Origin of the sequence: Paenibacillus sp. FSL R5-0345, assembly GCF_000758585.1 — a bacterium.
Taxonomy (GTDB): domain Bacteria; phylum Bacillota; class Bacilli; order Paenibacillales; family Paenibacillaceae; genus Paenibacillus_AQ.
Genome location: NZ_CP009281.1, coordinates 5,879,512 through 5,903,389, shown reverse-complemented (window position 1 = coordinate 5,903,389; position 23,878 = coordinate 5,879,512). Strand labels below are relative to the sequence as shown.

Here is a 23,878-nt window from a genome sequence, read left to right as displayed (position 1 = left end):
AGCAATGACAAAATCAGGTACTTCACTGTTAATTGCGGCGGCGTTCTGACATCTGCTGCCAGACGGTGCCCGCTGCAGCTTCACCTGAGGCGATGCGCTCCAAAGCCATCTTGGCCTGAAGTCCAACCTCGAACTCTGGATCATCCGCAGCAAGCGTGAGCGCATCTTGAGCTTCGGATGTGCCGACTTCATAAAGGAAACGAGCCGCGCGCCAGCGGACAAGCTTGCTCTTATCCGTTAGTGCCGCCGTCATCACTGGCGTGGCGGCAGGATCGCCGATGTCGGACAGGGTATCGCCAGCCGTACGTCTTACGGCTGGCGCACTGTCTGCCATTGCCTCATAGAGCAGCTCCATCGCCTCGGGCGTGCGAAGGTCGCCCAGATACACGACCGCAAGCCTGCGAATATGCAGCTTGGGATCGTGTAGCGCCGCCTTAAGCTCCGGCAGGAGCTCCGCCGTCGGCGAAAGATCCTCTAGCGCGGCGTAGCGCACGCGCCAATCCTCATGCTTCAGGTCTCGCAGCAGCTCATCCTGAGTGCGAGTTCGTCTCTGCTCGACGAACTCGCCTTCGGCTCCGTGCGCAATGGCTTGCTGCACGAGGGAGTCGAGGCGTGCCTGCGGATACGCCGCTTCGATCTCTTGCTCGACCTCGCGCGCAATGTCCGCGGGCTCGCCATAACGCACGCCGTAATCGGTGAGCTTGCGCTCTTTGATCATTACGGCGCTGGCTACATCCATAACCGCTTTCGTGAAGCGGTTAGCTAAGGATATGCGCTCCTCATTCGCGCCTGTTTTTACGCGGATTTGCATCGGTATTCCGCGGAACATTTGGACGAAGACTTGTGCTTCCCCAAAATGCGCACCGGCATCCTCGTCAGCTAGGCTCCAATCTCCGGTCAATCCGTCACTACTCCCGAAGCGGCTTTGAACTTCTCTTAGAATGGCCGCCCAATCAGCGTTGCCTTTGCGCTCAAGTGCTGCGAAGTCAGCAGCATGATAAATGCTAGTAACGCCCGGTATCGTTAACATTTCACGTGCCCAAGCAGGTGCGGAACGCTCGCTTTCTGGCGTATAGGTTCTGCGAATTCCGGGTTCTAAACTTTCGTCCAAATGAAGCTTCATCGTATTTGGACTAGGAGTCGGTTCAATAAATGTAATCTTCATACGTAGCTCCCCCTTGAACGGTATATGGACCGTCATACTTTATACACATATTATCTCATTTCTGGCGTGAAACACAAAATAACACTTCTATTATTTCGCTAAGTTCTGCAATGCGATGAATAAAAGGGCGAACCTTTCTTATGCTATTTGTATATTTTGCAAAATGCGCTGCTGTTCAATATAGTTGTAGTATATTCGCTAAAGCTAGGATTGCGCGGCAAACTCTGTAGAAGAGGTGCTTTATGCCTAAAACTCGTTACCATAATGTCGACAATGTAAGTACAGATAAAACACTAAAAGAATTTCGCCAGTGGCGTGAGGAGCGTCGTCGCAAGAAGAAGGACTATTCATATGTTGTGCCAAATACGCCGCCCAGATTATCTTATCTGTCGGAGAATAGTTTGGAGTCTACCATTACGTGGATTGGGCATTCAACATTCTTCCTTCAATATGAGGGGATGAATATCATTACAGATCCCATCTGGGCAAGAAGGCTAGGCTTTGAGAAAAGATTGGGACAACCTGGGATCGCGATTAGTGAAGTGCCGCCGATTGATCTGATTCTGATTTCGCACTCTCATTATGATCACTTGCACATAGCCTCTATCCGCAAATTATATCGGGCAGGGACGACGCTTGTAGTTCCTGTAGGTCTGAAGCGAAAAATGCTTCGCAAAGGGTTCCGCAACTGTATGGAAATGGAGTGGTGGCAGGAGATTAAGCTAGGAAAAATCAAGCTTACTTTTGTACCTACCCAGCACTGGACGCGGAGAACGCCTTGGGATACGAATACTTCTCATTGGGGTGGGTATATCTTGGAGCCCGCCGAGTCTGAGAACAAGAGGCTTTCTCCGAACCTTTATTTCGCTGGGGACAGCGGGTATTTTCCAGGTTTTAAGGAGATCGGAAACCGTTATAAGATTGATATCGCGCTTATGCCGATTGGGGCCTATGAACCGGAGTGGTTCATGACCTCTCAGCATGTGAATCCAGAGGAGGCGATACAAGCCTTCCTAGATGTAGGAGCGGAGACCATGATTCCGATGCATTATGGTACCTTCAGACTTGCTGATGATACCGCCCGGGAAGCATTGGATCGCATGGAAAGCGCCCGAGTTAAACACGGGATTTCTGAGAACCGAATTCGTACGCTCAGTTATGGAGAAACACTGGTTGTACAATCGGAGAATCGCACGTCTGGACAATAATTGAAAAATTTCCTCCTGGAAAGTTGTCGCCTTAAAACAGTTGGAATAAGTTTCGTAGGAGAGAGATCAGCTTAAATGCCTATTTCACGGGATTTTTGCACTGATTTTATGCTATAATGAGCCGAAACCCTAAAGTGAAAAGGATGGTAATGCGTAATGATTAGCACAAGCGGCGTAACACTCCGCTACGGAAAACGCGCTCTCTTCGAAGATGTAAACATAAAATTCACCCCTGGTAACTGCTATGGTTTGATTGGTGCCAATGGTGCTGGTAAATCAACCTTTCTGAAAATTCTGTCCGGGGAGATTGAAGCGAACACGGGTGATGTTCATATAACACCAGGTGAACGCCTTGCAGTTCTGAAGCAAAACCATTTCGAGTACGATGAATTCCCAGTACTTGAAACAGTTATTATGGGTCACACTCGTCTTTATGAAATCATGAAAGAAAAGGACGCGCTTTATGCGAAGTCTGATTTCACGGAAGCCGATGGTCTACGTGCCGGTGAGCTAGAAGGCGAATTTGCAGAACTTAATGGCTGGGATGCAGAGCCTGATGCGGCGGCTATGCTGATCGGTCTAGGCATTATGCGTGAACTACATGATAAGAAAATGGCCGAACTGAGCGGCAATGAGAAGGTACGGGTACTCTTGGCACAAGCCTTGTTTGGCCGTCCAAATAACCTCCTGCTCGATGAGCCTACCAACCACTTGGATCTCGAATCCATTGGCTGGTTAGAGAACTTCCTCATGGATTATGAAGGTACTGTTATTGTCGTATCCCATGACCGTCACTTCTTGAACAAAGTATGTACGCATATTGCGGATATTGATTTTGGCAAAATCCAGATGTACGTTGGTAACTACGACTTCTGGTACGAGTCCAGTCAGCTTGCTCAAGCTTTGCAGCGTGATTCGAACAAGAAGAAGGAAGACAAGATCAAGGAACTGCAAGCCTTTATTCAGCGTTTCTCGGCCAATGCTTCCAAGTCTAAACAGGCAACTTCTCGTAAGAAACAACTTGAGAAAATTACACTGGATGACATTCGTCCATCCAACCGTAAATATCCGTTCCTCAACTTCAAACCTGAACGTGAAGCAGGTAAGCAGCTGCTGACGATCAGCGGATTGACCAAATCGGTTGAAGGTGAGAAGGTTCTTGATGAAATTAGCTTTGTAGTTAACAAAGGCGATAAGATTGCTTTCGTGGGCCCTTACTCTCAGCCTAAATCACTTCTGTTTGATGTGATCATGGGCGAGCAAGAAGCGGATGCGGGTGAATATGCATGGGGAGTCACTACAACTCAAGCTTATTTCCCGAAAGACAACTCCAGCTATTTCGATGGCGTGGACTTGAATCTCGTAGAATGGCTGCGTCAGTATTCTAAAGATCAGGATGAGACGTTCCTGCGTGGATTCCTTGGACGGATGCTGTTTGCCGGAGAAGAAGCACTGAAGAAAGCAAGTGTACTGTCCGGGGGCGAGAAGGTTCGCTGTATGTTGGCGAAAATGATGCTGAACGGTGCGAACGTGCTTGTATTCGATGAACCTACCAATCACTTGGATCTGGAATCCATTACGGCACTGAACAACGGACTGATCGATTTCGACGGGACTATTCTCTTTACTTCCCATGACCATCAGTTCATCCAAACCATTGCTAACCGTATCATCGAAATCACACCTACAGGTGTAATTGATCGCACGATGACTTACGATGAGTATTTGGAGAATCCTGAAATTAAGGAAATGCGCCAACGCATGTATCCTGTAGAAGTATAATATTTGCCTTCCTCAAAGCGGAAGGAACCCGTTAAGCAGCTACTCTAATCCTTATAGGATTAGGGTAGCTGTCTTTATAATTTCAATTTCGAAAAGTTAACGGTAGGTGAAGGCTGTGGACAGAGCAATTTTTATTATGAGGCATGGGGAGACCGAGTTTAATACGCAAGGTCGTTACCAAGGCCAATTGGATTCACCTCTGACTGAGCATGGAGTGGAACAAGTCAGACAAATGGCGAGGCTGCTTCGTTATTCCGTAGATCAATCCTCCGAGTGGAGGGTGATTTCAAGTCCTCTTGGGAGAGCGCTGCAAAGCACACAGATTTTGTGTGAAATCTTAGGTTACGATTTCAATAAAGTAGAAACGGATTCCAGGCTAAGTGAGGTATCCGTCGGATCATGGTCAGGGTTAACGCTCAAAGAGATTGAACAGGACTGGGCCAATAGACTTACTGGAACTACTATGTATGATTGGTACTTTCACTCCCCAGACGGAGAGAGCTACGAGGCGGTTCAAGAGCGTGTCGCAGACTGGCTGGATAGCGTGTCTTCTTCTCCGCAGGTCATAGCGGTCACACATGGATTAACAAGTAGAATTCTACGCGGAGTATACGCGGGGCTTACAAGACAGGAGACCTTAGCACTTGAGGTTTCCCAAAGCGCATGTTTTCAGTTGGCTAATTGTACAATAAAGAGAATCAGTAATGAATTTGATGAGTTCTAGCCCATCCTTAAAGGGAGACGAACGCATAAAAGGCTGCGTTGTCCCTGAGGGATAGGCAGCCTTTTATGTTTATAAGATAGTACTAGGATCCGCCGGTACGACGGCGTTGGTTGTTAGGCTTTTTGTTATTCTGACTTTTTAGCGGTTTGGCGGAGCCGGCCTGAAAAGTTGATCCAGGTTTGGAGGAAGATTGTTGTTTCTTCTGCTCCAGCTTTTGCCGGATAGCTTCAGCTAAATTGATTTTTCCTTTTTCATTGCTTTCGCTCATTATGATAACCTCCTTCGAAGCAAGTCCTTCACTTTATTCTAATTGTTTTTAAATGCTGCTACAAGGGCAAGAATAATTGAAAGAATTCTTTTCTAACCAAACAGAAAACGAGGAGATAGCCAAAATGGTTGATATTTACGAAGATATACGTAAAGGCGAGCGTGGAGCTTGGGTTAGCATAGCGGCTTACCTCATTTTATCGACATTCAAACTGATTAGCGGTTATCTATTCGCCTCTAATGCATTGGTCGCGGACGGGGTCAATAATTTAACTGACATCGTGGCATCGGCAGCCGTATTGGTTGGTCTGCGGATTTCGAGAAAGCCTCCTGACTCTGACCATGCTTATGGACATTTTCGGGCAGAGACAGTAGCTGCATTGTTGGCCTCTTTTATTATGGCGGTAGTAGGTATTCAGGTCATTGTGGAGGCGGTGCGTTCTTTTTTCGATCGTGCAAAAGAAACGCCGCAGCTATGGTCTGCGGGTGTGGCTTTAGTGTGTGCAGTGGCAATGATGGGAGTATACATATACAACAAAAGGCTGGCTAAGCAGATAAATAGTAGCGCACTAATGGCAGCGGCAAAAGATAATTTTTCGGATGCTATGGTTAGTGTTGGGGCTGCTGTTGGAATTGTGGGTGCTCAGTTCGGACTGCCATGGATTGATTCTGCGGCAGCCGTAGTTGTCGGTCTGATTATCTTAAAGACAGCATGGGATATTTTCCGTGACTCAACTTATCGGCTTACGGATGGCTTTGATGAAGATCGGTTGATGGATCTCCGCAGTACGATCGCTCGTACACCGGGAGTAGAGGGAATTAAAGATGTAAAGGCACGGGTGCATGGGAACCATGTGCACGTGGATGTTGTAGTGGAGGTTGACGCAAATATTACAGTGGTAGAGGGTCATAAAATCAGTGATTCCATCGAAGAGAGAATGAGCAAGCTGCATAATATTATGAATGTGCAGGTGCATGTGGAACCTAAAGATTAAACTTAAAAATGCTAATTTAAGGAAGAAACAAACATATTTAAGGAGGATTCAAGACTTTAGTCCTGTATTTTACCATAAAGTGGCATGATTATATGTGCAATTTGGAGCATGTTCCAAATCCCGGGCAAGCCTATAATGAGGGCATAAAGGAATGTAGTACACACCTTTGTTGAAATCTCATCATGGTATTGGGGGAACGTATGATTAAATCACATAAGCAATTAACAGCATCCTTGTTGGTTTCAGCTGCAATTGTTGCAGGTTTAGGAGTATCTGCTCCTGGAAATGCAGCAGCAGCCTCAAGTCCATCAAATTCAGTTATGGCGGCAGCAGCCGGTCAAACCGCGGTCATCGAGGCAAGTGTTCGCCTTCGCAGCACACCTTCTACAAGTGGAGAAGTAGTGAAGTATTTGCAAAAGGGCGATCAAGTGCAGATTGTGGCAAAACCGAATAACTATTGGTATCAAGTGAAGACAGCAGATGGATCCGTAGGTTACACAAGCACGGATGATAAGTATATCAGCGTAAATTCATCTTCAGTAGGTACACCAACTGCACCATCAGCACAAACGGGAACTATTAAGTACGGAGTGAATCTTCGAACTACTCCTTCTACAAGCGGAAAAGTACTGAGACTTCTGAAGAAGGGGGAACAAGTACAACTTCTGGCAGAGCCGAACAGCTACTGGTATCAAATTCAAACCTCTGATGGTAGCATTGGATATATAAGTTCAAGTGATCAATATATTTCGTTTGCTGGTAACGGGGGGACTGGGACGGTAACGCCGACACCAACACCATCGGTACCACCAGCACCACCTATTTCGACACCTGGGGCTTCGGCCCAAATCGAGAGTGTAATCTCAGCAGGGATGGGCTATCTTGGTACACCTTATGAGTTTGGATCTAGCAGAAATGATACAAGTACCTTCGATTGTTCTGATTTTATTCGCCAAATTTTCATGGATGCTCTGAATTTGAAACTACCTGCTGATTCTCGTCAACAGGGAGATTGGGTGAAATCAAACAGTACGGTGGTTACGTCTACCTCAGGTTTAAAACGCGGTGATCTAATGTTCTTCATGGATTATAAAGGGAATTCTGCTTCAGCTTATGCAGGGATTGATAAATCCAAGGCTAGAATATCACATGTTGCTATGTATCTGGGAGATGGACAAATTATTCATACGTATTCCGTAGCTTCAGGCGGGGTAAAAGTAGATCAGTTAAGCGCTTCTTGGACGAATCGTTTCCTCTTTGGGGGATCGGTCATCCGATAATTATATAGGTACACAGAAGCGGCAGCATCGCATGTTTGTGACGGGTGAACAAAGGCGGCGTAAGTGCAAAAGATACCCCCTCAGTAGAATCATATCTACTGAGGGGGTATCTTTTGGTAAATATAAGGATTTATACGTTCCGTGCTATAAATTATCCTTATATTTCTCGCATAAACACTTGCCGTCCTTATAGGGACGCCGAAGGCGTTTATGCTTGTTATCAGCTTTTCGGAGCTAATTACATAATTACATTGGCAGCCACAGGAACCTTAACCCACGCTTTTCCTAGCCAAGTATAAATTTCTCTCCATTCATTGCCCCAAGTATCCGTAATCACTTCACCTGTAGTGTCAAGCATTTGAGGGCTAAGCCAGCCTGCGGGAATCATACTGCCGACTGAAAAGTGGAAGGCTGTTTTTTCGGTCAGAACAATTTGTGGTGTTGCTGGAGTAATATCCGATGGCGTAATGATCGTTTCGAAAGTATTAGTGTAAGTGCTTCCATTAACTGTCGTAGCGTCTGTAGTTGTACCTGTTACCTCAGCGGCTGATGCAGTAGCGGCTATTGAAGCCATAAGTCCTAAGGCTAGTGTAATGCTGGCGAATTTTTTCATGTTTAGTTCCTCCTTATTATGAACCAGATTCATAAATTTTTATTATTTTCTCAAGTGACATCTGTGTGCGAATGACCTATACTTTCTGCATGATGAATAAGATATATGGATACTTATGGGAGGAGGCTACATCGATCGACCTCTGCGTCCCGTGAAGAGGGAAACAACAAACAGAACCAAGAAGACGAAGAATAGTATCTTTGCAAGACCTGCAGCGGCTGCTACAAGATTAAAGAAACCAAATATACCAGCGATTACAGCTACAACTAGTAGAATTGCGGACCATTTTAACATTACATATCACCTATCCTTTTTTTGTATTTGTAGTCATTGTATAAACGGGGACTTTGATTCTGAAACAAAGGGGAGAAGGGAGTTTTGACAACGCTCGACAGAATGTTTCGGCCTATGGTACTAGGGGTAACTATGCAGTATACAAGGCTGAAAAGCCGCTATTTATGAGATTTGGAAGGGGTTATGAATATGATTATTGAACTTAGTGTAGCTCTCGTTGCTATCGCATTTGCAATACTTGTTTTCTTTCTAATTAAGACTTTGCAGTCAGCGAAGCAATCTCTCGACAAAGTAAGCCAGACCTTGGTGGAAGTGCAGAAGACGATGGATGAACTGACTTATGAAGTGAAGACTACAGTCAGACATGCCAATGAAATTACCGCTGATGTACAGAATAAAATTCAGAAGATTGATCCTGTCATAGATTCTGTGAAGAATTTGGGAGAAGTTATGAATGAGTTAACCTTAACCGTTAAGCAAGTCTCAGTAACTGTGATTGAGAGATATCGTAAATCGCATGAACTGAGGGAGAAGCGTAAGGGAGTATCCGTAAAAGAAGTTCCACTGACTGCAGCCGAGGAACGTACGGTTAACTCCTATGATGCTGTTAATGCCGAGAAAGCACCGGGGAAAATAGCTACTGTGTTAAAAGGTGTAGATGTAGCTGCAACTCTTTGGAAAAAATTCCGTCATTAAACTTAAGGCAGCAAGTCTTCTGTAAATGGCGGCTGCAGATAAGAAAGGTGGGATAACAACATGAACATTATCATTCTTTTGTTTAGTCTTCTTTCCCCATACTTTGATGCGTCTCCACAGTTGACACCTATCTCAACATTTATTGAACAGCCTAAGTCTGTTCTGGCCTTTGAGCATATTGCAGAATCCAGCCCTTCTATAAATCGGTTTGATTCACTGCAAGGAGTCTCTTTATATGCCACAAAGGAAGAACTGCTTCTGAGCAAGGGGAATCCCCTTACGGTAACAAATGATCCATTGCAAGGGACAGTGGAGTACCACTACACAGATGTGACAGTCGGTGTTGGCGAGGGCTTTGTATTATATGTGCATGTCTCACCTTCTCAAGCGCAGCAGTTCGGTCTGCAGGTAGATGGGGTAGGAATTGATCCCGTGAAGGATAATGTGCAATCAACCTTGGGGAAACCGTATTTTATAGCTGAAGATGGTGACGTATATATGAGAGGAAATAATGCGCTCAAAATATATCGAAATTTGGCAGGTGAATTCGAAGGTATCGATTTATTTGATAGTATTTCTTCTTAATGTGTTTCACTTTTGATCATTTTGGTTAATAATCAGCGGCTGTCTTTACCATAGAGTAACCTCCCGAACCACTAGGTGTAGTGGTTCGGGAGGTTACTTTGCTGAACACGTAAATGAACCTATTACTATATTTACATATTATAAAAATAGATATAACGGTTTTAAATAGCGTATGATATAGGTAATGAGTCGCAGAATTTTACGGTCGTAATACAATTTGTGTGAGGTGAAGATGATGAGAATCTTAATCGTAGATGACAATCCGACTAATGTTATCATTATCCGTGAAATCCTGAAAAAAGAAGATTACCGAAATTTCGTAACTGCATCCTCTGCAAAAGAGATGCTTACACGGCTGGGAATCGGTACTGTTAGTGAAGATGGACGTCCTCGGATGTCAGATATCGATCTGATTTTACTGGATATGATGATGCCGGAAATGGATGGAATCGAGGCATGTCGTGTTGTACAGCAATACGAACATCTTAAGGATATTCCAATAATAATGGTTACAGCAGTTGGTGATTCCAAGAAGCTGGCTGAGGCACTGGATGCAGGTGCAGTAGATTATGTTACGAAACCGATTAACAAAGTGGAGCTCATGGCCCGAATTCGGCTTGCGCTCCGGTTGAAGCGAGAGAAAGATTGGCATAAGGAACGGGATCAGCGTATTCAGGAAGAATTGAGACTGGCCGCACTTGTTCAGAATGCTGTGTTGAGCTTACCGCTTCAGGAAGAGAATTTTGAGGTCAATGCCATCTATCAGCCATCCTCTGAGCTTGCCGGTGATTTATACGCATGGTACCCCCTTGGTGATGGCCGATATGGCGTGATTCTGCTGGACATTATGGGACACGGAATATCGTCATCACTTTTTTGTATGTTTCTTGCATCTGTTTTAAAGGACACGGTAACTACGTATGTAGAACCGGAAAAGGTTATTCAGGAGCTCAATCGAAGGTTTAATCAGCTGTATATTGAAAAAAAGTTGATTCAATACTACTTTACGACTATTTATCTCGTGATAGATACCCGTATGAAACGTATTGACTACGTCAACGCCGGGCATCCACCTGCGCTGTTTTTCGAAGGTGTGGCTAAGACTCCAGTCATGCTGGAAAGTAACTGTCACCCGGTAGGTCTGTTTGAACGGATTGATATTCAGCCACAGAGCTTAACCTATGAAGATGAAGGGCATCTAGTTCTTTATACAGATGGTCTATTGGAACTGGTTGAGGGCGAACAAGAAGAGCAGTTGAAGTTTATGATTCAACATTTAAATGTTGAACATGAGTGGAATGAAGAAGCTATTCGAGCTGCTTTTTTCAATGTTGAGGTTCCTAAAGAGCGTGATGATGATAAGTGTATTGTGTGGATCTCACTGAAGAAGGGAACAGATAGAGGATGAAGATAAAGGCTAAACTCTTAATTGGCTTCAGTGCCATGTTAGCGATTATGCTTGCACTTACGATGATAGGATACGACCGCTTAAATTATATGAATAACCAACTGGAAGGATATCAGGATAGATATATGAAGGGGCGGTCTTCTTCGGGGATGCGTGGAGAAGTCAATGATATGGCACGAATATTGACCACGACCATGTTAAGTGCCGATGCATCATCGGTAGAATCTCAAAAGAATGAGATTGGTAAAAAGATTACTAAAGCGAATGAGCACTACGAGAAAATAAAAGCGTCGATGACTAGCGCTGAAGAAATGCAAATGGTCAGTCAAATAGATGGTGCGTACACTACTTATTTAAATTATCAGGAAAAGGTATTGAAACTGCTATCGGCTGGTTATTTTCAGAATGCTAGCACGTATTCCAACACAGAGGGACAAGCGATTCAGAATGCCGTGTTAAACGCTCTGAACAGTCTCTCTGATTATAATGCTTTTATTATGAATGAAGAGAGTACGAAGGCCAACGAAGCTTATAAAAGTTCGACTCAGATGGTAGTTCTAATGATGATTATGGGCTTACTTCTCGGACTTGGAGTAGTTCTATGGATCATCCCAAGCATCACTCGGGGGCTTAATGTCGTTTCGATGATGATTACCAGCTTTGGCAACGGTAAGGTGAGGGCCATACGGCGCATAAAGGTTACTACTAAAGATGAAATTGGTGAGGTTGCTCTTGTCTTTAAAAAGATGGCTTTAGATCTTGAACAGAAGCAGCAAATGGAACAGGCCTATGCGCAAGCGCAGAATGACCAATCCTGGCTGAATGCGAATGTTGCTCGGGTGACGGAACTATTGCGAGGTGTTAGCTCCTTAGACCAGGTCTCACAGACCTTCATCAATGAGTTTACCCCTGTGCTGGGAGCACAGTTCGGAGCTGTATATTTAAAAGATGCCAATCGTCCTGATTTTTTACGAAGCAGTGGATATTATGCAGTAGACAATGATAAGAAACCTAAGGACGGTTTTGTGATTGGAGAAGGGCTCGTAGGTCAAAGTGCGCTCGATATGCACCCGATCAGACTGGAGAAGGCCCCGGAAGACTATTCATCTGTTAAGTCCGGATTCGTGGATGCACAGCCTGGATATATTTCTATCCATCCGCTTATATTTGAAGACGAACTGCTTGGCGTAGTAGAATTTGCTTCATTCCAGCCTTTTAGCAGCTTGGAAAATGATTTGCTGCAACAGCTCGCAAATAATTTAAGTATTATTTTTAATAATATTAGCCGCCGTTTGATCGTGGAGAAATTGTTACGTGATTCCCAAGCACTTACGGAAGAGCTACAGTGTCAATCCGAGGAATTACAGACTCAGCAAGAGGAATTGCGCCGTTCCAATGAGAATTTGGAGGAGCAGACAGATGCGCTTAAACGCTCGGAAGAACTGCTTCAGCGTCAGCAGGAAGAACTGGAGCATTATAATACAGAACTTATTGCCAAGACCCGTGCTTTAGAGGAACAGGTACAAGAGGTAGAAGAGAAGAAAGATGAGATTGAGCATGCAAAAATTCAATTAGAGAAACAGGCTAAGCAATTATCCGTTACTAGTAAATATAAATCTGAGTTCTTGGCGAACATGTCCCATGAATTGCGAACTCCGCTCAACAGTCTCTTGATCCTATCCCAGCTACTTACGGAGAATAAGGATGGCAACTTGTCAGAGAAGCAGGTTGAATTTGCGCATACGATCTATATGTCAGGTGCGGACTTGCTGAAGATGATTGACGAGATTTTGGACTTGTCCAAGGTTGATGCAGGCAAAATGGAACTAAACCAAGAAGAAATTAAATTGACTGAGCTGAAGAGCTTTGTGAAGCAGAATTTTGCTCCGCAAGCACTTAAAAAAGGTCTTTCCTTACGGATTACCTTTAACGAGCCGCTGCCAGATAGCGTTATTGCCGATGGTCATCGGTTGAAGCAGGTGCTAAGAAATCTGCTTTCTAATGCTTTTAAGTTTACTATGGAAGGATTTATTGAGTTCTCTGTTAGCCAAGCAGATGATAATCTTATTCCGCTAGATCTGCCAGGAGAAGCTGACTATATTGCTATTGCTGTGAAGGATAGCGGAATTGGTATTCCGGCGGACAAAACCGATATCGTGTTTGAAGCCTTCCAACAGGTGGATGGAACAACCAGTCGTAAGTTTGGGGGGACAGGCTTAGGCTTGTCCATCAGCCGTGAGTTAGCACGTTTAATGGGCGGAGCCATTGTGCTGGAATCCCGTGAGGGCCAAGGTAGTACCTTTACTATGTATTTGCCGGTTAAAGGAAATTATAGTAGGCAACCTGCAGTGATAGAAGCTGCTGCTTCTGTAGAGGATGCACCCTTTGAGGAATATTTCGGAGATAGGCTTCCAACCCTTGTACCCACGCCGGTCCATGCACCGATCCCACAATTGATGATCGATGATGACCGGGATCATTTGACTGCAAATGATAAGGTTCTGCTTATTATTGAAGACGATGAGAGCTTTGCTAAAATATTGCTGGATATGGCTCATGGCCGCAAATTCAAAGGACTGGTAGCCCTCCAAGGCGATACCGGATTGCAGATGGCGAAGACTTATCTGCCTGATGCGATTATTCTAGATATTCAGCTGCCCGTTATGGACGGTTGGACCATCCTTAGAGAGTTAAAAAGTGCATCACAGACCCGCCACATTCCTGTCCATGTCATCTCTGTGAATGATGAAGTGAAGCAGGGGCTTATGATGGGGGCTATGGCTTATTTAAGAAAACCATCTTCTAGAGAGGCTCTAGAGCGGGCGTTCTCGCAAATCGAGAACTATACCTCCAGTACGTTGAAGTACTTGCTGATTGTTGAGGATGATGAAATTCAACGTCGTTCTATCATGGAATTGATCGGTCACGACGATGTGGCCATAACCGCAGTTTCAACTGGCGGGGAGGCACTGAGTGAGCTACGGAAGCAGAGATATGATTGTATGGTTCTGGATCTGATGCTTGAGGATATGACAGGTTTCGATCTGCTGGATCAGATTCGTGATGATGAGGAATTAAATGATCTTCCTATTATTATTTATACAGGTAAGGATTTGGATGGTAAAGAAGAGACACAGCTACGCAAGTATGCGGAATCAATCATTATCAAGGATGTACGTTCGCCAGAACGGTTATTGGATGAGACTACATTGTTCTTACACCGGGTAGAAGCCAATCTTCCGGAAGATAAACGTAAGATTCTGCAGAAGCTTCATAATAAAGAAGAATTGTTTGAAGGAAAGAAGATCCTGCTCGTTGATGACGATATTCGTAATGTCTTTGCGCTCTCCAGCGTACTCGAAGAGTATCATATGGAAGTGAAGTTTGCCGAGAATGGACGCGAAGCGCTGGAAATGCTGGTAGAGCAAGAAGATTTCGATCTTGTGCTTATGGATATGATGATGCCGGAGATGGACGGATATGAGGCTATGCGCCGGATCCGCGAGATGCCGCAGTATCAGAAGCTGCCAATTATTGCACTTACCGCCAAAGCGATGAAAGAGGATCGTGCCAAATGTATTGAAGCTGGAGCCTCTGACTATATGAAGAAGCCAATCGCTACAGGTCAACTTCTATCTTTAATGCGAGTTTGGCTGTATTCGTAACCTCAATATTGGGGTAATACTTTAAAAGAACTAACAAAAAGCCATTCTTCAAAAGTACGGCGTGTTGATAAGGGAGTCGGGATAACAATGAAAGCAATAGAACACGGATATGAGGAGCAGCCCGTTCTGGCGGGAAGTGAAGAACTGGAGCAAATTGAGATTGAGCTGCTTCTTGATGGGGTACACCGTTTATATGGCTATGATTTCCGGAATTATGCGTTACCTTCATTGAAACGACGTATCTGGCATCATGTTCATGCGGAGAATGTCCTCAGTATATCCGCGCTGCAAGAGAAAGTGCTGCATGATCGCGCTTGTTTTGAACGATTTGTCTACAGTCTCTCTATTCCTGTTACTGAAATGTTCAGGGATCCGGGATTATTTCTAACTTTTCGCCAGAAGGTAGTCCCTTTGTTAAGAACTTATCCCTATATTCGTATCTGGCATGCTGGATGCTCCACGGGGGAAGAAGTTTATTCTATGGCCATCCTGCTACATGAAGAGGGGCTTTATGATAAGGCTCGGATTTACGCCACAGATATGAATGAGCGTTCTTTACAGCAGGCTAAGGAAGGCGTCTATGATATTAGCAGAATGAAGCAATACACAAAGAATTATTTGGAGGCAGGAGGTACTCGGGCATTCTCCGAATACTATACTGCGAAGTATAACTCCGTTATTTTACAACCTTATTTACGCAAAAATATTATTTTTGCTGAGCATAACTTAGCTACTGACACTTCTTTTAATGAGTTTAATGTTATTTTCTGCCGAAATGTAATGATCTATTTCAATGATGAGCTTCGTGATCATGTGCACGGGTTGTTTCATGAAAGTCTGAGTCGCTTTGGAATCCTAGTTTTGGGCTCCAAAGAGTCCATTCACTTTACGAAATATAGCGATTGCTATGAATCTTTAGACAGAGTGGAGAAAATATACCGTAACATAAAATAACGCATGTAGGAGGGTGGTCCTATGGGGTTTCAAGAACCAATTCATATACTACTAGTAGACGACCGTCCTGAAAATTTGCTGGCGCTGGAGGCGGTGCTTGAGAGCCAGCATTACGAGCTAATTAAAGCTACCTCCGGTGAAGAAGCGTTGCGCTGTTTGTTAAGGTATGATTTTGCTGTCATTGTACTAGATGTACAGATGCCGGGTATGGATGGAATTGAAACTGCAAAATTGATCAAGGCCAGAGAGAAAACGAAAGAAATTCCGATTATTTTTATCTCTGCCAATAGCAAAGAAGCGGAGCATTTATTCGCGGGCTATTCGGCAGGGGCTATTGATTATATGGTCAAGCCTTTCATTCCACAAATTTTGAACTCTAAGATACAAGGCTTTGTCGAAATGTACATCACGACTAAGAAACATCAGACTCAAACCATGCTGCTGCAGCAAAAGACGAAAGAACTAGAAATTATTAACAGTGAGCTTATTAAGGCAAAAGAAGAGGCGGAGATTGCCTCTAAAGCAAAGTCGGAATTTCTAGCTATGATGAGTCATGAGATTCGTACACCTATGAACGGCGTAGTTGGCATGATCGATCTATTAATGGAGACGGATCTAACTTCTGAGCAAAAGGAATATTCGGAGATCATTCGGAAAAGTGCCGACACGTTGATTACGGTTATTAACGACATTCTTGATTTTACTAAAATGGAATCCGGAAAAATGGAAGTTGAAGAGCATTTGTTTGAACTCCGAAATTGTATTCAAGAGGTGTTCAGCCTCTTTTCGATTGAAGCGGGAAAGAAGAACCTGGAACTCGCGTATTTTATTGATCAGAAATTGCCTAGACTTTTATATGGAGATATGGCTCGCTTACGCCAAGTTCTAATTAATCTGATCGCTAATGCCGTTAAATTCACAAATCAAGGTGGGGTGTATCTAGTCGCCTCCATTAAGAGCATTGCTGATCATAAGATGGAAGTTGAATTCACGATCATGGATACAGGGATTGGGATTTCTCCGGAAAAATGTGACCGATTATTTGAACCCTTTTCGCAGCTTGATTCTTCTATGACACGGAAATATGGGGGAACAGGTCTGGGACTAGCTATATGTAAATCTCTTGTCGGAATGATGGGTGGAGAAATCCGGGTAGAATCGATGGAGGAAAAGGGAGCTACCTTTATCTTTACGATTCAGGCATCTATGCCAGGAGAAGATTTGATAGGCGGTTATCAAGAAGAGGAATCCATGCAACCTGTTCCAAATCAAGAGGGTAGAAGCAGAATCCTTGTTGTAGATGACCATCCGATTAATCAGCGTCTAATGGTCAGTATGCTGGATAAGCTGGGCTATGCGGCGGATATGGCTGAAGATGGACAACAGGCTGTGGAAATGGCAATTAAGCATCCTTATGATTTTATCTTTATGGATCTTCAAATGCCAGTGATGGATGGCTTGGAGGCGACCGCTCAAATTCGGCGAGAGGGTGGTCCTGCTGCCAAGAAGACCGTTATTATTGCAATGACGGCGAACGTCATGGAGGGAATTCAGAATCGCTGTAAGGCCTCAGGAATGGATGATTACATCAGCAAACCGCTGAAGATGAGTAGTATAAAACAAATGATTTCTCGATATTCTAGCAATGACAATGTAATACTTGAACCTGATATATCTATTTTCCAGGCGTAATCTAGTATTTACCAATTGTTTTTTTTAACGTTGTTTGATTCAAAGGTATATCATTAAGGTTATTAATATAGAAAATATTTGTTCAGGAGAGATCGTCTAATGAATACGCATAAAAGTAACAAGTTCCATGCGAAGACAGAAACTAAAGGGAATGTATGCACCGTTTTCCTGAGTGGTGAACTTGATTTATCAGTTGCTTCGGATTTCCGCCTGGTGATGGAGCCGCTTGTAGGAGATACCAAACTAGATTTAGTTATTAATCTTAAGGAATTAAAATACATCGATAGCACAGGGATTGGTATTCTACTTTCGATCTTGAAGTCAAGACAAGGAATGGACGTTAAGTTTATGGTTGAGGATGTTCCTCCACAAATTCAGAAGCTGTTTGACATGACTGGTATTTCCAAGTTTTTTGCCTCCCAAGAGAATTCCCACTAGGAAAGGATAGAACAAAGAATGAGTGATGATGTGCAAAAAGTAATTCTTCAGTTGCCTGCTAGCGCAGAGTATGTGGATATTGTTAGGTTGAATTTATACGGCATTGCCTCGAAAATGGGTTTCACCTATGAGGATATAGAAGACATGAAAGTGGCAGTGTCAGAGGCGTGTAACAATTCAGTATTATATGCTTATGGCCAAAAAGACGGAGTGGTAGATGTTATTTTTGAGGTAGAAGAAAGCTCCTTATCCATTACAGTCAAAGACGAAGGGGAGAGCTTTGACGGCTTGGACAATTCTAATGAACGTATGACACTGCACGATAAGGAGTTAAGTGACGTTCAGGTTGGCGGGTTAGGGTTCTACTTAATGCAAGCGTTGATGGATGACGTGAGTGTCGTAAGTGAAGCCGGAAAAGGGACGGTGGTAACTTTGAAGAAGCACCTTAATTTTAGCGAGGAGAAAGTATGAGTGACAAAGTGACTCCCCCCGAGTCCATGAATGAAGCAGTCACCCAAATTTGGGAGTATCAGCAGACCAAGGATAACGATCAGGCGACATTGCTGATACAGAAATATGAGCCTATGGTGAAGATGGCTGCCGGGAAAATTTCCCGTAATCGCCCCGACTTGTATGAGGATTTATATCAGGTCGGGCAAATGGCGCTCATCCGGTTACTGCAGCAATATGATATCAGTCTCGGAATCCCTTTTGAGCCCTATGCGATGAAAAGCATGATTGGACATATGAAGAATTATTTGCGTGATAAATCTTGGTACATACAGGTTCCTAGACGGATTAAAGAAAAAGGAGCGCTTGTTCAACACGCGATTGATGAACTTACAGTGAAGCTTGAGCGTTCTCCTGCGGTCGATGAGATTGCTCATTATCTTGATCTGTCTGTTGAAGAAACTGTAGAAGTACTGGCAGGCAGAGAATGTTACCATTACGTATCTCTTGATTCACCACTTTCCCAAGAGGAGACTGGAGCTACGCTAGGGGAGCTTATCAGCTCTGATGCGAACGATTACGAGACGGTAGAGAAACGAATGGATCTTCAGCAAGCACTAGGACAATTGAAGGAGCAAGAGCAGCAAGTGTTGCTACTAGCCTTCCAAGATGGTCAATCCCAGCGGGCAATCGCTCAGAAGCTGGGGGTTTCACAGATGAGTGTTTCACGGATACAGAAGCGGGCCACTGAGAAGTTAAAGCAGATTATGGCTAACTCATCCTATTGAGCTCCTTTATGTGTAATAAACATTACTTTGATTTGAACGCCACTTTTCGACGATAAGGACATGCCTCTCTCCGCACCTGGAGAATAGCATGTCCTTTATTTGTGTTTTATGTTTTTACAAAGCTCTTACCCCGCTTGACCGTCTAACCCTAAAGGATAGACGGTCAAGCGGGGTAAGGGGGAGAGGTGATAGATGGGCGATAGATAACGCATCTGTTAGCTATTTGCATCGATGTATTTTTTGATCTCGCCAAGGTACTCACCGATCACAGGAACATCAAGAAACAGGCTAAGAATATAGCCCAGTACACCAAGGACTACGAATGTTCCGAGCGACAGTCCGAGACCTCGGGAGATGCCGGCCATCAAGTTTGTGATGATTCTTTTTTTGGGATCGGAGTAATTTTCGAGAATATCTTTGAATTCTGATTTCTCCAGTGATTCAGCAATCTTATCGAGGCGATGGTTTAGGCGTTTTACTTCATGTCGTAGCTCAAAAGGATGTTCATCAATTTCATATGTTTTTGTTTGGCCATTTGATTCTCCCATGGAGCACCCCTGCTTTCTGTAGCCCGAACGGGCATTCATTAAGGATCTATTTAATCAGATGAAACTTTATAGAGGGTATAACTAAACAACAGCCAGCTGCGGACAGCTGGCTGTTGTTTGATATAGCTGTGTAATGGCCGCAGTTTAATAACTGGATTTATAAGAAGATTTAACATCCTCTTTCGCATCTTTAGCCTCATCAGCAATTTCTTTAGAGGATGCTTTGGCTTCGTCAGCCACTTCTTTAGAAGCGTCTTTAACATCAGAGGCTACATGATTTGAGGCTTCACTTACAGTGTCACCAATTTTGCTGCCTGCGTCTTGAAGGGTGGCCGCGATTTGCTGTTTGCTGTCACTGACCGTAGTGTAGATATCCGTGGCTTTAACTGAAACTGTACTAGCCAGGTCGGTTGCCTTTTCACCTACCGTTGTGGCAATAGCTTTAGTTTTGTCAGTTACTACACCAGCAACTTCTTTTGTTTTGTCAGTAGCAAGTGTAAGTTTGTCAGACAGATCACTGCGCATTTCACGACCGGGTTTTGGAGCAAATAATAGAGCTGCTGCAGCGCCTATTAAACTACCAATAAAGATGCCCTTGAAAAAGTTGCTTCCGTTTTCTACTTCATGCTCTACTTTATGTTCTACGTTACTCATCACCAATCACTCCTTATAAGTTATCTTACTTCGTATATAAACTTTGGAGTATAGGCTGAAACAATGGATAAGCAAGGCGTAGATTGCGAGAGACGCTTATTATGGACTAATGATGAACGGCTTGGAGCACTGCGTAGCCGAATTCAGGCAGATTCAAAGAGAGACATGAGGTGATAGTTTCTGTGCGTTTCTGCGTCTCTAGATTTACCCATATAGAGTGCGCCACAGGGCAGGGAATCTTGGCGTCGACTATCAAGTCTTCATTGTTGAGCACGATTAAGAAACGGCCATGTTCGTCCCAACGCTCATATACAAGCAGCCTTGGGTGATCCGGGATGTCCAGCGATTTAAAGCCGCTATTCCGGAATGCTGTATGTGATTTACGAAGTTCAATCGTCCAGCGGTAGAAATTGAATAGTTCATTATTCTGTTTCTGGGGATCCCACTCCATACATTTTCGGTTATCTGGGTCATAGCTACCTTCCATACCGATTTCATCGCCATAGTAAATGCATGGTGCTCCTTGAAAGGTCATCTGAAACAAAACAGCCAGCTTTAATCTTCGGACATCACCGCCGCAAAGGGTCAGGAAACGAGTTGTATCATGACTGTCTAATAGATTGAAGGTAGCCTCTGTAATGTGCTGAGGGTAATTCGCTAGCATAGTAGCAATCGATAGAGAGAATTGTGCAGCGTTGATTTGTCCGTGAGCGAAGAAATTAATCTGAATATTGGTTAGCGGGTAATTCATTACAGCGTCAAATTGATCACCAAGAAGCCACGGCAAGGAATCATGCATAATTTCTCCTACGAGATAGGCTTCTGGATTAATGCTTTTGATCGCATTACGGAATTGTCGCCAGAATGTATGAGAGACTTCATTCGCGACATCAAGCCGCCAGCCGTCTATACCAATTTCCTCAATCCAATAGCGACCAACATTCAGAAGATATTCATTGACCTCAGGATTCTCTGTATTGAGTTTTGGCATGATAGGCTCAAAAGCAAACGTGTCATAGGTAGGAACTTTGTCGACAACCTGTGGTGGCCACTCCCGTACATGAAACCAGTCAGCGTAACGAGAAGATTGCCCATTGGCGAGCAGATCAGCAAATGGAGGGAAGGTATGGCCGCAATGATTAAAGACACCATCTAGAATGACGCGAATGCCTTTGGAATGACAGGCGTCTACAAGTTCTTTTAGCAATGCGTTGGTTCCCAGATGAGGGTCCACCAAGAAATAATCCTTTGTGTCATATTTATGATTGGTAGTTGCCTCAAATATAGGATTGAAATATATAGCAGTGATGCCCAGTTCACAGAGATAATCTAAATGATCTAGCACACCTTGCAAGTCGCCTCCGAAGAAATTCCGTGGACTCGGCGTGCCACCCCATTCCAGCACATCTGCCGGATCATTGGTAGGGTCACCATTTGCGAAACGCTCCGGGAATATTTGATAAAATACTGCATCCTTCACCCATGCTGGAGGGGAGTGTACATCTTCACGGTTTAAAAAAGGAAAGTCGAATAGGCCTTCATATATAATTACTGGAGGTTCTGAGAAGAAGCCTTTTTCCAAATAATAAAGGACCTCATCTCCATCATAAAGTCCAAAGTAATAAGTGAGTCTTCGATAAATAGGACGGACCGCAGCCTGCCAATAATCGAATAAGCTATCAGAAGCAAGGATCTGCATAGGAATGATCTCATGGGTTTTATCCCACCCGTATTTATCTCCGCATAAAAGATCGATCCGGGACACATTATCACGTTTAGTTCTAATGCGAATATGCAGTGTAGACTCATTGTAGGCATATGACCAATTTTGCCCCATACGATGATAAACGGCTTCTGGTTGAATCATATTCAATTTCCATCCCTTCGCGGCAAGTAAACGCAAAAAAGGGTTCAACCTCATGATTTTCAGAGGTTGAACCCTTGGCGGTTTCATTGCCTTTAAATTTTGTCTGAATCTTATCATACCCCTCAAGATCAAAGCAAGAGATAATTTCACATAAATCCACGATATGGAATATTAAGTATGCGGTTGAAATAAAGAGAAAATATAAGGAAGAACCTGAAAAACATTATTAAATCGTCCCATTTGGGTCTATATTCTTATTGCAATCCAAATTATGGGTATTATAGAATGAGGGCGAATGAACTTGATTTTTCATAACACGCATACAAATTAAAGGCAATGTTACCTGACAGGGTACAACCTCGGCACTTTGTGCAAATGAGGTTGTACCTTTTTTGTATGCTTCTTTTTATGCGTGTTACGTCGGATCACTTATGAAAAAAGGGGAGATGAGCAAATGAAGAAGAGTAAACGTTCAAAAATGCAAGCGGTATCATTTAGTACAGTCTTATGTCTGCTGTTGGCATTGACCGTTACGGCTTGCGGTTCAGGCAATGGGAACTCTGCAACAGAACCGAACGCAAGCCTGAATTCCGCAGTAAACGAACCGGCGGAGACTACAAATGAGACAAATCCTGCCGAAGAAGAGCTGAAAGCGGAAGCTGGGGCCAAATTGACCGTCTGGGAAGCCAAGGAGCAGGTTGAATACATGAAGCAGCTAGCCGCTGATTTCGAAAAGGAATACGGTGTTCCTGTCAAGGTGGAGGAAATGGCGGGTGGAGATCAGGGTGCAAGGCTGGCAACAGACGGCCCGTCCAAACTAGCTGCCGATGTGCTGACTCTTCCGCATGACCAGATCGGTCAGGCTGTAAAAGCGGGGCTACTGTTGCCTAATGATGTGTTTGAGGAAGAGACGAAATCAACGATGGTGGAGACAGCCATTCAAGCATCGACTTATGACGGCATCCTGTACGGCTATCCTAAATCGGTAGAGACCTATGCACTTTTCTACAACAAGGACCTGATCCCTGAGGCTCCAAAAACCTGGGATGATGTGGTTGCTTTTGCCAACACGTATAACAAGCCGAAGGAGAACAAATTTGCGATCATGTGGGAATTCGTAGGGTATTACAGTTATCCATTCATCGGCAGCTTCGGCGGATACATCTACGGTGATAACAATACAAATACCAAGGATATCGGATTAAATAACGAAGGTACTGTCAAAGGATTTACCTTTCTTCAAAGCCTAAAGGGCATTCTGCCATTGAACGCAGGAGATATCACCTATGACGTTAAGACCCAATTGTTTCAGGAAGGTAAACTGGCGATGAACATCGACGGACCATGGTCTGTAGCGGCATTCAAGGATCATGTTAATCTGGGTGTGGCTCCGCTTCCAAAAGGACCTGACGGACAGGACAGTATTTCTTTCTCTGGCGTCAAATCGTATTATGTTAATTCCTATACAGCGTATCCGGTCGCTGGCCGTCTGTTTGCACACTTTGCAAGCAATAAGGAGAATCAGCTCAAAAACTTTGAAATGACGGGAGCTATTCCTGCAAACATCGAAGCTGGAGAAGCGCCGCAAATCAAGGATGATCCAATTATCAGCGGATTCTTCGAGCAGTTCCAACACTCCGTGCCGATGCCTTCCATCTCAGAAATCAAATCTGTTTGGGACCCGCTAAAGGCAGCATTTGTATCCCTGTGGAATGACCCAAGTCTTGATGTTAAGAAGACACTAGATCAGACCGTATCAACGATTCAGGCCGATCTGGCGTCGAAGTAAAGGACGGGTGATTTGA

Annotated in this window: 22 protein-coding genes; 15 read left to right on the top strand and 7 right to left on the bottom strand. The window is 44.1% G+C overall.

Features of this window, described 5'->3' with window-relative positions:
* Positions 1-28: 28 nt before the first annotated feature.
* Positions 29-1,165: a virulence factor gene (locus R50345_RS26010; protein WP_042131058.1), complete on the bottom strand. Its 1,137-nt coding sequence runs from the start codon at positions 1,163-1,165 to the stop codon at positions 29-31.
* A gap of 242 nt (positions 1,166-1,407) precedes the next feature.
* On the opposite strand from R50345_RS26010, the gene R50345_RS26005 reads away from it, so the two are divergent.
* From R50345_RS26005 to R50345_RS25995, 3 genes are all read left to right on the top strand, one after another.
* Complete coding sequence (locus tag R50345_RS26005) at positions 1,408-2,373, top strand: MBL fold metallo-hydrolase (protein ID WP_042131057.1); 966 nt, start codon at positions 1,408-1,410, stop codon at positions 2,371-2,373.
* Between the two features lie 156 nt (positions 2,374-2,529).
* Positions 2,530-4,155: an ABC-F family ATP-binding cassette domain-containing protein gene (locus R50345_RS26000; protein WP_042131056.1), complete on the top strand. Its 1,626-nt coding sequence runs from the start codon at positions 2,530-2,532 to the stop codon at positions 4,153-4,155.
* A 115-nt stretch (positions 4,156-4,270) separates the two neighbouring features.
* A complete protein-coding gene (locus R50345_RS25995) occupies positions 4,271-4,879 on the top strand; it encodes a histidine phosphatase family protein (protein WP_042131055.1) in 609 nt (202 codons plus the stop codon).
* 82 nt (positions 4,880-4,961) lie between these two features.
* Here the strand turns inward: R50345_RS25995 and R50345_RS25990 are convergent, their stop codons facing one another.
* Positions 4,962-5,147, bottom strand: a complete 186-nt coding sequence (locus R50345_RS25990; RefSeq protein WP_042131054.1) for a hypothetical protein — start codon at positions 5,145-5,147, stop codon at positions 4,962-4,964.
* Between the two features lie 124 nt (positions 5,148-5,271).
* On the opposite strand from R50345_RS25990, the gene R50345_RS25985 reads away from it, so the two are divergent.
* Both R50345_RS25985 and R50345_RS25980 read left to right on the top strand, forming a co-directional pair.
* Positions 5,272-6,141 carry a cation diffusion facilitator family transporter gene (locus R50345_RS25985; RefSeq protein ID WP_042131053.1) on the top strand — a complete coding sequence of 290 codons (870 nt, stop codon included), beginning with the start codon at positions 5,272-5,274 and terminating at the stop codon, positions 6,139-6,141.
* 200 nt (positions 6,142-6,341) lie between these two features.
* Positions 6,342-7,421, top strand: coding sequence for a C40 family peptidase (locus R50345_RS25980; protein ID WP_042131052.1), 1,080 nt, complete (start codon positions 6,342-6,344; stop codon positions 7,419-7,421).
* Between the two features lie 238 nt (positions 7,422-7,659).
* On the opposite strand, the gene R50345_RS25975 is transcribed toward R50345_RS25980, so the two are convergent.
* Both R50345_RS25975 and R50345_RS30980 read right to left on the bottom strand, forming a co-directional pair.
* Entirely contained in the window at positions 7,660-8,034 is a 375-nt protein-coding gene (locus R50345_RS25975) for a hypothetical protein (protein ID WP_042131051.1), read from the bottom strand.
* 126 nt (positions 8,035-8,160) lie between these two features.
* On the bottom strand, positions 8,161-8,328 hold the full coding sequence (locus R50345_RS30980) for a DUF1328 family protein (RefSeq protein WP_042131050.1): 168 nt from the start codon (positions 8,326-8,328) through the stop codon (positions 8,161-8,163).
* A gap of 189 nt (positions 8,329-8,517) precedes the next feature.
* On the opposite strand from R50345_RS30980, the gene R50345_RS25965 reads away from it, so the two are divergent.
* The 9 genes from R50345_RS25965 (at position 8,518) to R50345_RS25925 (ending at position 19,004) form a co-directional block, all read left to right on the top strand.
* A complete protein-coding gene (locus tag R50345_RS25965) occupies positions 8,518-9,024 on the top strand; it encodes a DUF948 domain-containing protein (RefSeq protein ID WP_042131049.1) in 507 nt (168 codons plus the stop codon).
* Positions 9,025-9,084: 60 nt separating this feature from the next.
* On the top strand, positions 9,085-9,609 hold the full coding sequence (locus tag R50345_RS25960) for a hypothetical protein (protein ID WP_052414744.1): 525 nt from the start codon (positions 9,085-9,087) through the stop codon (positions 9,607-9,609).
* A gap of 235 nt (positions 9,610-9,844) precedes the next feature.
* The gene (locus R50345_RS25955) at positions 9,845-11,017 is read left to right on the top strand and encodes a SpoIIE family protein phosphatase (RefSeq protein WP_042131048.1); all 1,173 of its coding nucleotides are present in this window, start codon (positions 9,845-9,847) and stop codon (positions 11,015-11,017) included.
* Positions 11,014-14,682 carry a response regulator gene (locus tag R50345_RS25950; RefSeq protein ID WP_042131047.1) on the top strand — a complete coding sequence of 1,223 codons (3,669 nt, stop codon included), beginning with the start codon at positions 11,014-11,016 and terminating at the stop codon, positions 14,680-14,682. Before R50345_RS25955 ends, R50345_RS25950 begins: the two co-directional genes overlap by 4 nt.
* Before the next feature lie 87 nt (positions 14,683-14,769).
* Positions 14,770-15,636: a CheR family methyltransferase gene (locus R50345_RS25945; RefSeq protein ID WP_042131046.1), complete on the top strand. Its 867-nt coding sequence runs from the start codon at positions 14,770-14,772 to the stop codon at positions 15,634-15,636.
* A 21-nt stretch (positions 15,637-15,657) separates the two neighbouring features.
* Positions 15,658-17,328, top strand: coding sequence for a response regulator (locus R50345_RS25940; protein ID WP_042131045.1), 1,671 nt, complete (start codon positions 15,658-15,660; stop codon positions 17,326-17,328).
* A 99-nt stretch (positions 17,329-17,427) separates the two neighbouring features.
* Complete coding sequence (locus tag R50345_RS25935) at positions 17,428-17,766, top strand: STAS domain-containing protein (RefSeq protein ID WP_042131044.1); 339 nt, start codon at positions 17,428-17,430, stop codon at positions 17,764-17,766.
* 18 nt (positions 17,767-17,784) lie between these two features.
* Positions 17,785-18,237, top strand: coding sequence for an anti-sigma B factor RsbW (gene rsbW / locus R50345_RS25930; RefSeq protein WP_042131043.1), 453 nt, complete (start codon positions 17,785-17,787; stop codon positions 18,235-18,237).
* On the top strand, positions 18,234-19,004 hold the full coding sequence (locus R50345_RS25925; protein ID WP_042131042.1) for a sigma-70 family RNA polymerase sigma factor: 771 nt from the start codon (positions 18,234-18,236) through the stop codon (positions 19,002-19,004). The genes rsbW and R50345_RS25925 overlap by 4 nt, the downstream gene beginning before the upstream one ends.
* 215 nt (positions 19,005-19,219) lie before the next feature.
* Here the strand turns inward: R50345_RS25925 and R50345_RS25920 are convergent, their stop codons facing one another.
* The 3 genes from R50345_RS25920 to R50345_RS25910 all read right to left on the bottom strand — a co-directional run bounded on the left by R50345_RS25920 (position 19,220) and on the right by R50345_RS25910 (position 22,073).
* Positions 19,220-19,552 carry a DUF5665 domain-containing protein gene (locus R50345_RS25920; protein ID WP_042131041.1) on the bottom strand — a complete coding sequence of 111 codons (333 nt, stop codon included), beginning with the start codon at positions 19,550-19,552 and terminating at the stop codon, positions 19,220-19,222.
* 144 nt (positions 19,553-19,696) lie between these two features.
* A complete protein-coding gene (locus R50345_RS25915; protein WP_042131040.1) occupies positions 19,697-20,206 on the bottom strand; it encodes a YtxH domain-containing protein in 510 nt (169 codons plus the stop codon).
* Between the two features lie 106 nt (positions 20,207-20,312).
* Entirely contained in the window at positions 20,313-22,073 is a 1,761-nt protein-coding gene (locus R50345_RS25910; protein WP_042132488.1) for a glycoside hydrolase family 13 protein, read from the bottom strand.
* A gap of 454 nt (positions 22,074-22,527) precedes the next feature.
* On the opposite strand from R50345_RS25910, the gene R50345_RS25905 reads away from it, so the two are divergent.
* The gene (locus tag R50345_RS25905) at positions 22,528-23,862 is read left to right on the top strand and encodes a sugar ABC transporter substrate-binding protein (RefSeq protein WP_052414743.1); all 1,335 of its coding nucleotides are present in this window, start codon (positions 22,528-22,530) and stop codon (positions 23,860-23,862) included.
* Positions 23,863-23,878 lie beyond the last annotated feature (16 nt).